Annotated in this window: 17 protein-coding genes; 11 read left to right on the top strand and 6 right to left on the bottom strand. The window is 37.5% G+C overall.

Features of this window, described 5'->3' with window-relative positions; translation table 11 throughout:
* Positions 1–2: 2 nt before the first annotated feature.
* The 3 genes from ACVYAD_RS21535 to ACVYAD_RS21525 form a co-directional block, all read right to left on the bottom strand.
* Positions 3–608 (bottom strand): superoxide dismutase, encoded by a 606-nt coding sequence (locus ACVYAD_RS21535; protein WP_476427896.1) that lies wholly within the window; start codon positions 606–608, stop codon positions 3–5.
* Positions 609–784: 176 nt separating this feature from the next.
* The gene (locus tag ACVYAD_RS21530; RefSeq protein ID WP_476427895.1) at positions 785–1264 is read right to left on the bottom strand and encodes a DUF456 domain-containing protein; all 480 of its coding nucleotides are present in this window, start codon (positions 1262–1264) and stop codon (positions 785–787) included.
* 507 nt (positions 1265–1771) lie between these two features.
* Positions 1772–3403: a Na/Pi cotransporter family protein gene (locus tag ACVYAD_RS21525; protein WP_476427894.1), complete on the bottom strand. Its 1632-nt coding sequence runs from the start codon at positions 3401–3403 to the stop codon at positions 1772–1774.
* A gap of 375 nt (positions 3404–3778) precedes the next feature.
* Between ACVYAD_RS21525 and ACVYAD_RS21520 the strand changes: the two genes are divergently transcribed.
* The 4 genes from ACVYAD_RS21520 (at position 3779) to ACVYAD_RS21505 (ending at position 6490) form a co-directional block, all read left to right on the top strand.
* On the top strand, positions 3779–4297 hold the full coding sequence (locus tag ACVYAD_RS21520) for a DUF1189 family protein (protein WP_476427893.1): 519 nt from the start codon (positions 3779–3781) through the stop codon (positions 4295–4297).
* A gap of 52 nt (positions 4298–4349) precedes the next feature.
* A complete protein-coding gene (locus ACVYAD_RS21515) occupies positions 4350–4694 on the top strand; it encodes a hypothetical protein (RefSeq protein WP_349660339.1) in 345 nt (114 codons plus the stop codon).
* 95 nt (positions 4695–4789) lie between these two features.
* Positions 4790–5905, top strand: a complete 1116-nt coding sequence (gene ispG, locus ACVYAD_RS21510; protein ID WP_349660340.1) for a flavodoxin-dependent (E)-4-hydroxy-3-methylbut-2-enyl-diphosphate synthase — start codon at positions 4790–4792, stop codon at positions 5903–5905.
* Positions 5906–5917: 12 nt separating this feature from the next.
* Positions 5918–6490 (top strand): 5' nucleotidase, NT5C type, encoded by a 573-nt coding sequence (locus tag ACVYAD_RS21505; RefSeq protein WP_349660341.1) that lies wholly within the window; start codon positions 5918–5920, stop codon positions 6488–6490.
* Between the two features lie 290 nt (positions 6491–6780).
* Here ACVYAD_RS21505 and ACVYAD_RS21500 read toward each other — a convergent pair whose 3' ends face one another.
* Positions 6781–6909 carry a hypothetical protein gene (locus ACVYAD_RS21500; RefSeq protein WP_276207774.1) on the bottom strand — a complete coding sequence of 43 codons (129 nt, stop codon included), beginning with the start codon at positions 6907–6909 and terminating at the stop codon, positions 6781–6783.
* Between the two features lie 198 nt (positions 6910–7107).
* On the opposite strand from ACVYAD_RS21500, the gene ACVYAD_RS21495 reads away from it, so the two are divergent.
* The 6 genes from ACVYAD_RS21495 (at position 7108) to ACVYAD_RS21470 (ending at position 12380) form a co-directional block, all read left to right on the top strand.
* The gene (locus ACVYAD_RS21495) at positions 7108–7602 is read left to right on the top strand and encodes a hypothetical protein (protein ID WP_476427930.1); all 495 of its coding nucleotides are present in this window, start codon (positions 7108–7110) and stop codon (positions 7600–7602) included.
* A gap of 635 nt (positions 7603–8237) precedes the next feature.
* Complete coding sequence (locus ACVYAD_RS21490) at positions 8238–8642, top strand: MerR family transcriptional regulator (RefSeq protein ID WP_476427929.1); 405 nt, start codon at positions 8238–8240, stop codon at positions 8640–8642.
* Between the two features lie 32 nt (positions 8643–8674).
* Positions 8675–10003, top strand: a complete 1329-nt coding sequence (locus ACVYAD_RS21485; protein WP_349660342.1) for a hemolysin family protein — start codon at positions 8675–8677, stop codon at positions 10001–10003.
* A gap of 167 nt (positions 10004–10170) precedes the next feature.
* Positions 10171–10575 (top strand): hypothetical protein, encoded by a 405-nt coding sequence (locus tag ACVYAD_RS21480; protein ID WP_349660343.1) that lies wholly within the window; start codon positions 10171–10173, stop codon positions 10573–10575.
* A 170-nt stretch (positions 10576–10745) separates the two neighbouring features.
* Positions 10746–11195 (top strand): helix-turn-helix transcriptional regulator, encoded by a 450-nt coding sequence (locus ACVYAD_RS21475; RefSeq protein WP_349660344.1) that lies wholly within the window; start codon positions 10746–10748, stop codon positions 11193–11195.
* Positions 11196–11651: 456 nt separating this feature from the next.
* Complete coding sequence (locus tag ACVYAD_RS21470; protein ID WP_386827521.1) at positions 11652–12380, top strand: metallophosphoesterase; 729 nt, start codon at positions 11652–11654, stop codon at positions 12378–12380.
* Positions 12381–12414: 34 nt separating this feature from the next.
* Here the strand turns inward: ACVYAD_RS21470 and cyoE are convergent, their stop codons facing one another.
* The gene (cyoE, locus tag ACVYAD_RS21465) at positions 12415–13365 is read right to left on the bottom strand and encodes a heme o synthase (RefSeq protein WP_476427892.1); all 951 of its coding nucleotides are present in this window, start codon (positions 13363–13365) and stop codon (positions 12415–12417) included.
* Between the two features lie 229 nt (positions 13366–13594).
* Positions 13595–13852 carry a hypothetical protein gene (locus ACVYAD_RS21460; RefSeq protein WP_476427891.1) on the bottom strand — a complete coding sequence of 86 codons (258 nt, stop codon included), beginning with the start codon at positions 13850–13852 and terminating at the stop codon, positions 13595–13597.
* A gap of 241 nt (positions 13853–14093) precedes the next feature.
* Between ACVYAD_RS21460 and proC the strand changes: the two genes are divergently transcribed.
* Positions 14094–14894, top strand: coding sequence for a pyrroline-5-carboxylate reductase (gene proC, locus ACVYAD_RS21455; protein WP_349660348.1), 801 nt, complete (start codon positions 14094–14096; stop codon positions 14892–14894).
* Positions 14895–15297 lie beyond the last annotated feature (403 nt).

Raw genomic sequence — 15297 nt, 5'->3', positions numbered from 1 at the left:
GATTATTTTGCAGCTTGGAATTTAGCTTCTACTACATCCCAGTTTACTACGTTCCAGAATGCGCCGATGTAATCTGGACGACGGTTTTGGTAGTTTAAGTAGTAAGCATGCTCCCAAACATCTAAACCTAGGACTGGCTTTTTACCTTCCATAACTGGAGAGTCTTGGTTTGGAGTAGATGTAACAGCAACTGAGTTACCATCAACGATTAACCAAGCCCAACCTGAACCGAAGCGAGTTGTAGCAGCTTTTGCAAACTCTTCTTTGAATGCATCGAAAGAACCGAATTTAGCATCGATTGCTTTTGCTACTTCGCCAACTGGAGTGTTTGAACCGCCTGGAGCGATTACTTCCCAGAATAATGTATGGTTAGCATGTCCGCCACCATTGTTACGAACAGCAGTTTGTTTGTCAGCTGGAAGAGCATCCATGTTTGCGATAAGTTCGTTAATGTCTTTTTCAGCAAACTCTGTGCCTTCTACTGCTGCGTTTAAGTTTGTTACATAAGTATTGTGGTGTTTTGAATGGTGAATTTCCATTGTTTTTGCATCGATATGTGGTTCTAATGCGTCATAAGCGTAAGCTAATTGTGGTAATACATAAGCCATTGTTAAGTTCCTCCTAAAGTAAAGAAATAATTAATACATTCTTAGATTATCAAAATTGGTCAAACCATTCAACGAAAAATACTTCAAATTAAAGATTTCAGCCTTTTGACTGAAAAGCCAATACGATTACTATCCTAACCTGTTTCTTTAATTGTTAAACGTCTTAGGGAAGAAAATCATATCGCTATAAAGAACACAACAATCATGACGATTTGAATCACAGCTTTTGCAAGTGTCGATGTTAAGAAGCCAACGAGAGAGCCAACACCGCTTTTTATAGCCTCTCCAAATGGACGACGCTCTACCATTAACTCTGCAATTACCGCTCCTAAAAATGGACCTACTATTATTCCTAGAACCGGAATGACGAACGGGCCAATCAATAAACCAATAGTACTGCCCCACATACCTGCAGTGGAGCCACCGAATTTCTTAATACCAAAGGCATTTGCTACAGAATCAGCAACAAATAATATGACAACAAAAATAATTTCACTCGCCCAGAACAACCAGCTTAACTCTGCAAATGAAAAAAATAATCCATATACTAAAAAACCACCAAGTAAAAAAAGCACCCCTGGAATGATTGGGTATACCAATCCAACAAATGAAATGATAAAGCAGGCAATCACTAATATCCAGCCTACAACTTCCATAAAAAACCTCTCCTTTTGTCGTGCATCCAGTTAGATAATTAGAAGTCCTGATTTCCTCTATGCGCGATAGAGTTGGGCTGTTTCCTCGTAACTAATAAAGGCATAGATAGCTCATTCTCAACAAAGAAATCCTCAAATTTCTATTTAACCTGCCGGATTGCGCAGTGCCTTTCATACGGATTTACTAAGCTGAAGGTTTCATTTATCTTCATTCAGCAGTTGTATTTGTATCGTAAATGCAACGTCAGTTACAAATGTTTTTGTAGCGAAAGTAATGTGGCAGCTACATATGATTCCCACCTATAGATGGGGATACGGGTCCTTTTCAGTGAGTGTCCAAACACCTACTGAAATAGAGGAACTCAGTCTAAGAACGCCACATCCTGTGGCGACGACTGAGTGACCAACATCGTGTTGGCCTCCGGCGGATGACATGTCTTTTGAAAGGAATGAATTGTGCGGGCACAATTCAAAACCCAGACGCAATTACGCCAGAGCGAAATTGATCTAATTTCTAATTCCTAAAATAGAGTCAGCTATATTTACAGCATGATCTCCTATTCGCTCTAAATTGCTAACGATATCCGTATAGACGATTCCCGCAGCTCCATTACACTCATTTGTATTTAAGCGTGCAATATGCTTTTGTCTAAGCTTATCTTCCATATCATCTATCAAACTTTCGAGCTCTGTTACTTCCTGCGCCAAGCTCAAACTAGCTGTATCCAGTGCCGCAATGCTCTTTCGTACAGCTTCAATCGCTAAGCTAAACATCCCTATTAAATCTTGTCGTGCTGACTTACTTAAAGTTACCTCATGATGATCTTTATATTGTAAAAGCTCTAAAATATTTTCAAAATGATCGCCAATACGCTCAATGTCCCGTACATTTGTTAGAAGTGTATGGTGTCTTACTGAGTCTGCGCGAGAAAGTGGCTGCTTAGACACCATTACTAAATAATTTGTAATTTCCTTGTCTAAATGATTGAGCGCTACTTCTAGTTGTAAAACTGTAGGAATATAAGTAGCCTCACCTGTTTTCATATATAAAAATGTTTCTTCTAAACCACGAAGCGCGTGCTCCCCCATACGTAGTACTTCCTCCTTCGCTTGACCAAGTGCAATCGCTGGAGAGGAATCGATGAATGACGGATCTAAATGTTTCGTTGTCACATCAATATTGCCATCACTCCCAGGTACTATCTTCGTGACAAGTGCAGCCAATCCTCCGATAAATGGCAGCTGGATCATCATATTAATAATGTTGAATGAGCCATGCGCTATCGCTATTTGCATTTTCGGCTCTAAATGGAATAGCCCACTAATCCATAGAACGTACTGCATAAAAGGTGTAAAGAACAACATGAAAATGATTGTACCTATAATATTAAATAACACATGTGCCGCTGCCGCACGTTTAGCATATATAGAAGCACCTATTGAAGCTAATACTGCTGTAACGGTCGTGCCTATATTTTCACCAAATAAAATAGGTAGAGCACTATCTAAGCCAATTAAATGCTCAGCGTATAAGCCCTGTAGCACACCAACAGTCGCTGTTGAGCTTTGAACAAGCAATGTAAAAATTGCGCCTAAAAAAATTCCTACAACGGGCAGATTGCTTAGCTGAAGCGTTAATGATTTAAAATCAGCTAATTGATGTAGTGACTGCATGCTTGCACTCATTAACTCTAATCCTAAAAATAATCCCCCGAAGCCAAATAATATTTGTCCGATATACTGAAAGGTAGCTTTCTTAAAGAAAAATAACATCCCTGCACCAATCGCTAATAACGGATAAAAATAAATGCCGATATTTATACCAATAATAAATGCGGTAATTGTCGTGCCAATATTAGCTCCCATAATGACACCGATTGCTTGTCGTAATGTTAAAAACCCTGCACTCACTAGCCCAACCGTAATCACCGTCGTTGCAGAGCTCGACTGGATACAAATCGTTACAACTATACCCACTAACACGCCCATTAGAGGATTTGTTGTAAATCGATTCAACCATTCACGCAGTCGATCATCTGCCGATTTTTGGAGCCCATCCCCCATGAATTTAATGGAAAATAAAAAGACTCCTAAACCGCCTAAAAATTGAAATAGTATACTTTGCCAATCTATTGTCAATTGTATTCGCTCCAATTCCTACATCTCTACTACCCTATTCATAATCTTTAAATGATAATAAAGAAAAAGTAAAGATAACCTTTAACTTCTTTACACAATATTAACATTTCAATAAATCATCACCAAAACGTGTGGTTGATTTCCGTTCCGACTGGGCGCTTTCCGCTGTCGCTACGCTTTCGCACAGAGCAAAGCTTCCTGGAGTCACCCAGTCAGAACGAAGATCAACTTATTTACATAGTATATGTTTTAACAAAAGTCATCCACAACTTTCGGTGATGAACCATTTCAATATCGTACTCTCAGTTATTATTTCTATTTTCATATCTTGTCAAAGTTGAACATGGTAAAATAGCGATTGGAGGAGATATGTTTATGAAACACTCACAACTACTTATCGATAGCTTAATTCATCCAAAAAAACTTGCTGCCTATCGTTTATTACCTATCGGGAAAGTCATTCAATATACTTTTCTGCTAATTACTGTTGTTACAGTATACTCTTTTGGTCGTTTTACGGCTGGTATGTCTGTTGATACATTTGATATGAATAGTTTAAATGGAATAACTGAATACATAGAAGATGTTAAATGGGTTTTATATCCCGTGACAATCATCATGCTTTTTGTTTTTACAACGATGCTTATTTTTGCACAAATTGCTCTCTACGCCTTTGCGGGTCTGCTGATTTTGAATGTCATGAAGCGTCGCGGAGAATACCGTCACATTTGGCGTACGACAACATTTGCTATGACTTGGGCAACTCTACTAAGTATGCTATCAGATTATCTACCAATCAACAGTACGATTATCTCTGCTTTTTCTGTACTTTTAACAGTAACTCTACTTATCGTAGCCATCACAAAATACCCAAAACAACCAATTACAAAATAATGTGCATGATTCCCCTCTCTGCTAAATATAGTGTAGAAAAGGAGGGGATTTTTTGCGTGCTTTAGTGTTAACCGCTATCATTATTATTTTTGCTTTTGTTATAAAAGTAGATTTAACTGAAGGATCATTACAACTTGCTGCCTTTTCTCAGAAAAAAACAGAAAACGCCCTGTGTGAGAAGGAGCGAGAGCCAAATTATATCACTGTACAGACTATTCAAGGCGATAGCATTCACAGTTTATTTGCACTACATCCTGCAAAAGTACCCATGACCTTTCCTGAACGTTTACAGCTTTTTTATGAATTGAATCCACACTTACAATTACAGGCTCCTGTTCCTGGTGAAAAAATTAAGCTTCCGCTATCATTTGAAATTGAAAATAAATGCGGAAAATGAAAAGTTAGCGTTTCTTCCTTGTCCTTATTTTCTTACACTGCTAAAATAAATGTCAGTGACGGTCGAAAGTATGGCCCGAAAAGGAGAGAAATTTAATGAGTGAAATTTGTCACCGTACAAATACACGTCCCGTACGTGTCGGTAACTTAACAATAGGTGGTAGTAATGAATTATTCATTCAAAGTATGTGTACAACAAAAACACATGATGTCGAAGCAACAGTAGCTGAAATTCTTCGTCTTGAGGAAGCTGGTTGTCAAATTGTTCGTGTCGCAGTACCAGATGAGCGTGCAGCTGATGCGATTGCAGATATTAAAAAACGTATCAATATTCCATTAGTAGCTGATATTCACTTTGACTATAAATTAGCATTAAAAGCAATTGAAAATGGTATCGATAAAGTTCGTATTAACCCAGGTAATATTGGGCGTAAGGAAAAAGTAGAGGCTGTTGTTAATGCGGCAAAAGCAAAAGGTATTCCTATCCGTATTGGGGTAAACGCGGGTTCATTAGAGCGTCATATTTTAGAAAAATACGGTTACCCTACTGCAGACGGTATGGTAGAATCTGCACTTCACCATATTAAAATTTTGGAAGACTTGGACTTCCACGACATTATCGTATCTATGAAGGCATCAGATGTAAATCTAGCAATTGAAGCCTATGAAAAAGCAGCTAAAGCCTTTGATTACCCTCTACACTTAGGTATTACTGAATCAGGTACATTATTTGCTGGTACAGTAAAATCAGCGGCTGGCCTTGGTGCAATTTTATCAAAAGGTATTGGTAATACATTACGTATTTCACTATCTGCAGACCCTGTTGAAGAAGTGAAAGTAGCACGTGAGCTATTAAAATCATTTGGTCTTGCTTCTAATATGGCAACCCTTATTTCTTGCCCAACATGTGGTCGTATCGAAATTGATTTAATTTCAATTGCCAATGAAGTAGAAGAATATATTTCTAAACTTAATGTACCGTTAAAAGTAGCTGTGCTTGGTTGTGCGGTAAACGGTCCTGGTGAAGCACGTGAAGCCGACATCGGTATTGCTGGTGCTCGTGGCGAAGGTTTACTATTTATGAAGGGTAAAACAGTTCGTAAAGTGCCTGAAGAAACAATGGTAGAAGAGTTGAAAAAAGAAATCGATAAATTAGCTGCTGAAATGGCAGAAAAACGCGCAGCTGAAGAAGCAGAAAAAGCGAACGCCTAAGGAGGTGCTAGCATGAAAAAGCCCCGCTTTGGGATTGATATCGATGGAACAGTAACATGTCCAAGTACACTAATCCCACATATTAATAAACAATATAAAGTTAACATTACGCTTGACGATGTGTGCGAATATGATTTTTTATCAGCATTTCCACATCCCGTTGATCGTGTAGCATTTAATACATGGTTTAAAGAGAATGAGCCGTTTATGTACGAAGTATCTGAAGCAGCTAAAGATGCAAAAGATATTTTAAACACATGGAAAGAAAACTACGAACTTTTTTACATTTCTGCTCGTGGTGAGAATGTATCAGATGTTACGGTAAATTGGTTTAAATCACAGTCTATTCCATACGACCATATTGAGCTGATTGGCAGTCACGATAAGATTTCCGCAGCGAAAAAGTATGGCGTTGAGGCATTTTTTGAGGATAAGCATGATAATGCGGTTATGCTTGCGGAGGAATTAAAAATACCTGTCGTATTATTTGACACTCCATATAACCGCCTTGCTGTTCCGGACAATGTCGTACGCGTTTATAATTGGCAAGAAGCCAACCAATTCATCACAAACTATTTTAAATAAATCAATTATGCCTCGGCATAATTGCGTCCGGAATCGGCTTTGTGCTTAGGCCTGCACTATGCAGGTCAGTTAGCCGTTATCGCATGGATACGATGATCTTAGGGGCTAATATCCTATATTAAACTCCTTTCCGATTTCCGTGACATCCGCCGGAGGCTTTAACTTCTTTCAGTGGATGTTTGAAAAGTAACGAATAATCGCATTCAACTCAACCACTATTGAAGTGGTAGACTTCTTCTGAAATAAGTTAAAAGGGTCGTGTTCTTGCATTGAACACGACTCTTCTTCTTTTATATCACAAGTATCCCCCGTAACCAACGCTCTACAAAATTTTCAAAGGTAATGCCATAATTTTCATAAACAGCATGATACACGAAATAAGTTCCTAATCTCTCAAGTAATTCATCATTAATCTTCATCACAAACCGCTCCCTTTCGTTGATTTATTCACCGAATTTTCAGATATCTAAACTTCCAATTTCTCGCACATTCTAGTGGAGGTTGCATCGTTGCAAAACCGTCACAATCTCCAGCTTTCATGCCCTTTTTTCATAGTTTTCTTTTCGTTACTATAGTAGTATCAACTTGCAATACTGGAGGGACTACATGTGAGATGGATGACAAAGGTAACTTGTATAACATGTCTTTGCGCGCTGCTAGCTGGATGTAGTGATCGATTATCTGATGTTAAAGAAGCGGTTTCAGGCATCAATTCAGCAGCCGAAACTGCAGCCAGTGCAGTTGGTCGTGATGTACATGCTATACGAGCAATTGCTATTGACTATAAAGATACATCCTTTACAGTTAATGACCTATTTAAAACTATTTTACGTGACGTGCGCTGGGATTATGACGCTGAAAAAAGTGAGCTTCATGTGAGAGGCACATGGTTGGCACCACTATTTTCTGAGCAACCATGGGATGATGCAATGAAAAAACAACTAGCAGAAACAGGTGTAGTAAAGGTTACGTGCACTATTAAGAATGATAAAATTGATAGCGCTCGCACAAATGTAACACTTATTTTCAATGACAAAACAATTGTAGAAATGGCTGGTGAAGAGGCACTTCAACACCTATATGATACATATTTACAAAAAGAAACTCCGTAGCTTTTAAGCAATAATTTTGTCTCTTCGGCAAAACGCGGGGTTGATTTCCGTTCCGACTGGGCGCTTTGCTGCTGACGCTTCGCTTTCGCGCAGTTAAAAACATTTGTTGCTGCCGCTTTGCTTTCGCTACAGAAAACATTTGTTGTTGCTGCCGCTTCGCTTTCGCAAATAAATAGTCATAACGTTTACTTTTAAAATACATAAAATTTATATAAGTTCTCTGCTATTGTTGATTGGAGTGGAAGGCTACTCGACTCCCGTGGGAAAGCGAGACAGACGAGACCCTGCACGAAGCGAAGCGGAGGAAGCGGCTCGGCGCTCGCCCACAGGAAGCTCTGCTCTGCGCGAAAGCGAAGCGTCAGCGACAAAGCGAGTAGCCTGGAACGGAAATCAACCCTCGCACTGCCGAAGTGCCGTATTTTGTATAACATGACTATTTCATTAACTTATTAGTTTTTCAAGAACATATAACTTTTCTAACATTTAGTCGTTAGAAAAGTTTTTTTATGTTCATGATATTAATAATCCTCCCGGTAAGAAATCTTACAATTTAGAAATATTAGGCTCTTCTATTTGAAAACGACGATACGAGCAAGTTATAATAAAGTATCACGTGATGGTTTGGAGGTGTTTATATTGGGACAGAGAAATTAAAAATTGGCGAGCTTGCAGAAAAAACTGGCATTACAAAAAGAACAATCGATTATTATACAAACATCGGCTTATTAAAGGCTGAACGTTCTGCATCCAATTATCGCTACTATGCCCCTACAATGATTGAACGACTTCACTATATTGAACAACGCAAACAGCAAGGTCTTTCACTCATAGAAATACAACATGAACTAAACATCACTCCGTACGAAGAAATCGATGTACAGATGCTACGTGTAAAAATGCAGGACTTAGAGCAGGATGTAACTACTCTACTTGAACAAATAAACAAACAAGGCAATAAAGATATCGAAAAGATTAAAAAAAATGTTTCCCCCGAAAGTATTGCACTCATGCAATCTTTACTTTTACTTATTCATAATTAGGAGGTGACGTTCTGTTCATACAGAACGACTATTTGGAGACCATACTCAACTTATCGATTTTCACCATTTTATTAGCTTTAACTGGGTTTTTCGTGGCAACAGAGTTTGCCATTGTAAAAGTACGTGCCTCAAGGCTTGATCAATTGATTGCAGAGGGCAATAAAAAAGCCATTTCTGCAAAGTATGTTGTCAATCATTTAGACGAATACTTATCTGCCTGTCAGCTCGGTATAACTGTAACAGCACTTGGTATCGGGATGGTCGGTGAAAAAACCTTTGAATTTATATTACATCCTCTTTTTGATTTGGTTGGTATTTCAGATAAATATATGACGATTTTTACAATCGGTAGTGCCTTTGCCATTGCAACATTTTTACATGTTGTTGTCGGGGAGTTGGCACCAAAAACTGCTGCCATTCAAAAGGCTGAAGCGATTACACTTCTTTTTGCCAAACCTATTATGATATTTTATAAAATGATGTATCCCTTTATTTGGTTCTTGAACGGCTCAGCACGAGTATTAGTTGGTATATTTGGTATGAAGCCTGCTTCTGAGCACGAGCTATCACATACAGAGGAAGAAATACGATTACTGCTATCTGAAAGCTTTAAAAATGGTGAAATCAATAAAACAGAGCTAAAATTTGTGAATAATGTCTTTGAATTTGATGAGCGTATTGCTCGTGAAATTATGGTTCCTCGAACAGAAATTGCTGGAATTGAAAAAAATGAATCTTTTACAAACATGATTCATTTCATCGCAGCTGAAAAATATACTCGTTACCCTATTTATGATGGTGATCGTGATAATATTTTAGGATTCATCAATGCCAAGGAGTTATTTACACACGGTTTGCTTGAGCAACTTACAGACGATTCATTAATCCTTGAAGATTTCATTAACCCTGTTATACGAGTAATTGAAACGATCCCTATTCAGGAGTTACTTGTGCGTATGCAAAAAGAGCGCATTCATATGGCCATTTTAATGGATGAATATGGCGGGACATCTGGGCTTGTAACAGTCGAGGATATTTTAGAAGAAATTGTAGGTGAGATTCGCGATGAGTTCGACGATGATGAAATTGCAGAAATCCGAAAAGTAAATGACAATCACTATATATTAAACGCAAAAATGCTTATTGAAGATGTTGAAAAACTATTAAAAGTAACGCTTGAAGCAGAAGAAGTTGAAACATTGGGTGGTTGGTTTTTAACAGTGAACAACGGCATTAAAGCAACTAAAAACATTGAATTAACCCCATATATATTTAGCATATATGAGCAGCAAGGTCATCGTATTCATTACATCGAGGTTCGTCCCCTTCGCAATATTTTACCTACCGTATTAGAAGCGTAATACGGATAATACGATTTTATTAATAGTTTATAACAAATTTAGCTATAGAATTAACATTCAACAGGGCTTTTCTAGTTTTTCCAAATACTTTTTTCTCATACCATTATTAGGCATATCCATATATAATAAATATATGGATATGATTCTATTTTCAGGGGGCATTACATATGAAATTGTTTAAACTATATCATTCGGACGGTATTCATATTATTACCGACGTCAAAAAACACAAAACGAATATTGAATTAAAAACAATTACAGGTGAAGTATTATATATTATCGTAGTAACGGATGAAAACTACACGGTGTACGATGATCGTTTTGCTGGTGCTTCAAAGCAATTAAATTCTGTGGAGGCATTTGATATTGACGGAAACTTCCGTAGCCTAGATTTTGATAATATGCGTACACTCTTTAAAGAGGCATTTACGAAGCTATTACAAGAGATTGCAGAATGTGTCAATGATAATGATGAGTTAGTAGATATTGATACACTTCGTCATAAAGTAAGTGCTCAAATTAAAGGTATCCATTTCCGTGTTATTTCTGACACGAAAAAATACGAGATTTAAACACCTAACAGGCTGTCCAATGAATCGATGATGGGACAGTCTGTTTTTTTATGTTTCAATTGTTAATTAGGTAACGCTAATTTTTATCACAGTCACCAGCGAAACAAAACATCTCTTACTACTTTCATGTATAATAGTATTAACTATCTGAAAGAAAGGGTGTTTTGGATTTGAATCGTGAACAATTAATCACACTTATTTCAGAAAAACTGAAATTAATCCGGACCGAAAGAGATTTAACACAGGATCAGATGAGCGATTTCCTTGGACTTTCTAAAAAAACACTTGTTCAAATTGAAAAGGGCCGTATTCAAACTGGCTGGACTACAACGATTGCGGTTTGTGCATTATGCCGAGATAGCACGATTTTACAGCATGAGCTTGGCGGAGATCCACTTGAAGTTGTCGATTTAATCGCTAATAACGGAACCTTACAACCTAAGGAAAAAACAATGGGAGGATACATATGGTGGAAAAATCTTAGCGAGTATAATGGCTATTGCCTACAACAAAATGTCATTAGTCAGCATTTTCGAATTTTAAATACAGACAACTATCGACTACTTTCAACGTTCGACGAGTCAATAGCTAAGCAAGCATGGGAAAATCTTCAAGAATAATTAAATACTGTACTCGCGCATACATACCAAATACTCCTACGTTATGCGCGAGGAGTATAAAAAGTTTGCAAGAACAAGTGTAGTTGCTACTATACTTGCGCTACTAACTTTCTCCATTAGCTCATTTTCTTCATTTGTATGTTCCTTTTGCATTTGTTGGATTATTTTCTTAACTAGCTTTCCCCTCACCTCTCACGCTTTTCATACAAAATAAAAGCACTAGAAAATGAACCGACTATAGCCAATACTCTCCCCTAGCTATTTTCCATCAAGATAGACGAATGAATAAGATAATGAATTCACTTCGTCATATGATAAAAGGTAACTAGAAAACAATCGTTAAAAGTGATATCTTTACAATCAATCTTTTGGTTGAAAGTTACATTAGTAGAATTTTACAACACCACTCTCTATACTTTATAGTAGCTTCTCTAATACTGGAAAGGATGCTTTTTTATGGATCGAATACTAGCAATTAGTGATATACATGGGGAATTAGAACTTTTTGAGGAATTATTATTGAAAGCTAATTATGATACTTTGCAAGATCGATTATTTTTACTTGGAGACTATATTGACCGAGGACCAGCATCTTGTGGCGTTTTAAACTTAGTGGCAGAATTACAGACAAAAGGTGCACGTGTTCTATTAGGAAATCATGAAGCCATCATGCTTAAAGCTTGTCGTTCTGGTCACCCTAAGCCGTGGAATCATTGGGTTGGACTTTGCGGTGGAGATGCAACACTTGCAAGCTATGGCTATCAATTAGAAGATTTTAAGGAAGCCATTGAAAACGATACATTACCTAGCTTTATTCAAACCTTACCAAAGCTCGAAGAACATTTACAACTTATCGAAACCTTTGATATTTACATCGAATTAGAGGATGCCATTTTTGTACATGGCGGTGTTGTACCTGGTGTAGCTATGGCAGATACAGATCCTATGGAGTTTTTATGGATACGTGAAGAATTTCACGCAGGTTATCAAGGGAGGAAAACCGTAATCTTTGGCCATACACCTACCTATAAACTTCACCAAAATCCAACAGATTACAATGTCTACTTTGGAGAAAATAATATAATTGGCATTGATGGTGGGGCTGTTTTTGGGGGGCAGTTACATGCATTAGAATGGCCAAGTCGTCAAATAATCTCGGTGGAAAAAGAAAAGCCAACAAGTTAGATTAACCTGTTGGCTTTTCTGCTAATTGAAAGCTTTAATATAATTTAAAAATAACACCTACTAAAGAGTAGACAATAACTGTTGTAAATAAAATTGTCATATGAATAAGTGAGAAAACAAACATTTTTGTTGCCCACTTTGTTTGATCCTTATTACTGCGATAACCGTAAATACTCATAACAAGCCATGCAATGCTTAACAATAGTGCAACAAGCATAATGCCAACACTTAAAGTGCCAAATAAGAAGCTTGATAAGATCAATAAAATTAAATAAAAGTTCGTTTGATAATAAGTACGGCGCATCCCTTTTGCAACTGGAAGCATTGGAACGTTGGCTGCTTCGTAATCAGCATGCTTACGAATAGCAATGGCATAGAAGTGTGGCATCTGCCAAATGACCATAACTAAAAATAGGCCAAGTATCGCAGGATGTGTAATATCATAAGAAACAGCCGTCCAGCCAATGTACGCTGGAATCGCCCCTCCTATACTCCCAACTTCCGTGTTATAAATCGTATGTCGTTTTGTCCACATTGTATAAGGTACTACATATAAAAACACCCCTAAGAGACCAAATGCTGCAGCAAGTGGTGAAGCAAGTGCCAACACAGATGCCCCGATAATGAGCATGGCAAAAGCTAAAATTAACGCTGATTTAGCTGACATTTCACCTGTTACAGTTGGTCGACTTTGCGTACGAGGCATTACAGCATCGATGTCGCGATCATACACATTATTAAATGCTCCAGCGGCACCAATAACAAGTGCAGAGCCAATTGTCGCGAAAATAATTTCAGGTATATTTTCTACAAAAGTCATTTTATTTTTGTACATACCTAGCGTTAATCCAGCCCACATAGGAATTAAATTGGATTTAATGATTCCCGTTTTCACTGTCTGCGCTAAAATAGTAGAGCGTGTGGACTTCTCCATTGACTTCTTGGAAGACTGTAGTTTAGGCTCCGTTTTTAGATTTTGTTCCATTCATCTTAATTCCTTTTCTCTCTTAATTTCTCACGCTTTACCATTAGAAAGCGACAAATTATTAAAACAATTATACCTCGGCCTATTTGCTTCATAGGCTTTAAGCCAATTGATGTTAGGTCAATTAGGCGTTTTCAAAGGATCTGAAGGTCTTAGCCTAAGTTCCTCTATTCAGCGGATGCCTTGACACCCTTCACAAAGTAACTTAAAACCACATTCATCTCACCACCTATAGCGGTAGTAGATTTTTAGCAGGTGCTTTGCTTATGTTACCCAAAACATTTGTAACTGCCGTTTCACTTTCGTTACCTAAAACATTTGTAACTGCCGTTTCACTTTCGTTACCTAAAACATTTGTAACTGCCGTTTCACTTTCGTTACCTAAAACACATGTAACTGCCGTTTCACTTTCGTTACCTAAAACACATGTAACTGCCGCTTCACTTTCGTTACGAAAAATATGTGCTGAAAAAAGTAAACATATCAAAATATTATTCTACCTCTTCTAGATAAAGTCTGTCTCAATGTTCACATAAAGTACATGATTTTCTTTACTCTTTTTATTTTCATATAGAGATATACGTTCATTCACAGCATCTTCTATGATACCACCGACTGACATGAATTTGAACCTAATTGACTTGATTCTTAGCATATTACTATTCAAGTAAAACAATCTACTCTATACTAAGGTGTATGTTTTAACAATATGAAGGAGTGTCTAACACGTGAAATACGGATTTATCGGCCTTGGAAATATGACTACAGCTATTATTAAAGGAATGTGTAAAAGCGGTGATTTTGATCCTACTTTTATTTATGGCTATAATCGTACCAAAGCAAAAACAACAAAATTAACAACCTCTTACGGTATTCAAGCCGCAAGCTCTATTGAAGATATTATGTCAAAATGTGACGTTATTATCCTTGGTGTCAAACCCCAAATGTTACCAGATGTTTTACCAGAGGTGAAAAAGCATTTACAAGATAACCACGTAATTGTTTCCATCGCTGCTGGTAAAAATATAACATATTTACAAGGTTACCTATCTGAAGTTACCCCTATTGTTCGTGTAATGCCAAATATTAATGCGCTTATCGGTGCCTCTACAAGCTGTTTTACAGCGAGTGAACAAGTATCAGATGTGCAACTTCAGCTTGTCAATTCCCTATTTGAAACAGTTGGTACAATTATCGAGGTGCCTGAAAACTTATTTTCAATATTTACAACGATTGGTGGTGCTTCACCAGCATTCACCTATATGTATATTGACGCTTTAGCACGTGCTGCTGTACGTGAAGGGATGCCAAAAGACATGGCGCTTGATATTGCGGCAAATGCAGTCCTCGGCAGTGCAAAAATGATTTTACAATCACAAGAACACCCTTGGGCACTTGTAGATCAAGTATGCTCTCCAGGTGGGACTACTATCCAAGGTGTATCTTCATTACAAAGCAATCATTTTGAAACAACGATTCACGATGCAGTAACGGCCGTGACTAACAAAGATCGAAGCTTATCAAAATAATATTGATTGCTAAAATAAAACGAAACCGAGACATCTTTAAATGTCTCGGTTTTCATTTTGTTGAAAAAATAATTCTATCAATGGAATTAAGGGTAATTTTAATTAAAGTATAGCTCTTCGGCATAGCGAGAGGTTGATTACCTTTCCTCTATTGCTGATCCCCAAGGAGTCGCTCAGTCTCCACTCCAATCAACCACTTCACGTAACACGAACTTACTATCATGTAACTATAATTTATATAAAACGAAACTTTAACATCATCGTTTTGTCTGCATAAAAGCGAAGCGTCAGCAACAAATTGTTTTCTGTGCGAAAGCGAAGCGTCAGCAACAAATTGTTTTCTGTGCGAAAGCGAAGCGTCAGCAACAAATTGTTTTCTGTGCGAAAGCGAAGCGTCAGCAAC

The organism is Lysinibacillus sp. G1-3, assembly GCF_056322905.1.
The sequence above is the reverse complement of the archived record's forward strand: the minus strand, read 5'-3'. Positions and strand labels throughout refer to the sequence as shown.

Coding starts and splice junctions, on each gene's coding strand:
- ACVYAD_RS21535 (WP_476427896.1), bottom strand. CDS start 608: ATGGCTTATGTATTACCACAATTAGCTTACGCTTATGACGCATTAGAA.
- ACVYAD_RS21530 (WP_476427895.1), bottom strand. CDS start 1,264: ATGGAAGTTGTAGGCTGGATATTAGTGATTGCCTGCTTTATCATTTCA.
- ACVYAD_RS21520 (WP_476427893.1), top strand. CDS start 3,779: ATGAAACACTCACAACTACTTATCGATAGCTTAATTCATCCAAAAAAA.
- ispG (WP_349660340.1), top strand. CDS start 4,790: ATGAGTGAAATTTGTCACCGTACAAATACACGTCCCGTACGTGTCGGT.
- ACVYAD_RS21505 (WP_349660341.1), top strand. CDS start 5,918: ATGAAAAAGCCCCGCTTTGGGATTGATATCGATGGAACAGTAACATGT.
- ACVYAD_RS21500 (WP_276207774.1), bottom strand. CDS start 6,909: ATGAAGATTAATGATGAATTACTTGAGAGATTAGGAACTTATTTCGTG.
- ACVYAD_RS21495 (WP_476427930.1), top strand. CDS start 7,108: ATGACAAAGGTAACTTGTATAACATGTCTTTGCGCGCTGCTAGCTGGA.
- ACVYAD_RS21480 (WP_349660343.1), top strand. CDS start 10,171: ATGAAATTGTTTAAACTATATCATTCGGACGGTATTCATATTATTACC.
- ACVYAD_RS21470 (WP_386827521.1), top strand. CDS start 11,652: ATGGATCGAATACTAGCAATTAGTGATATACATGGGGAATTAGAACTT.
- cyoE (WP_476427892.1), bottom strand. CDS start 13,365: ATGGAACAAAATCTAAAAACGGAGCCTAAACTACAGTCTTCCAAGAAG.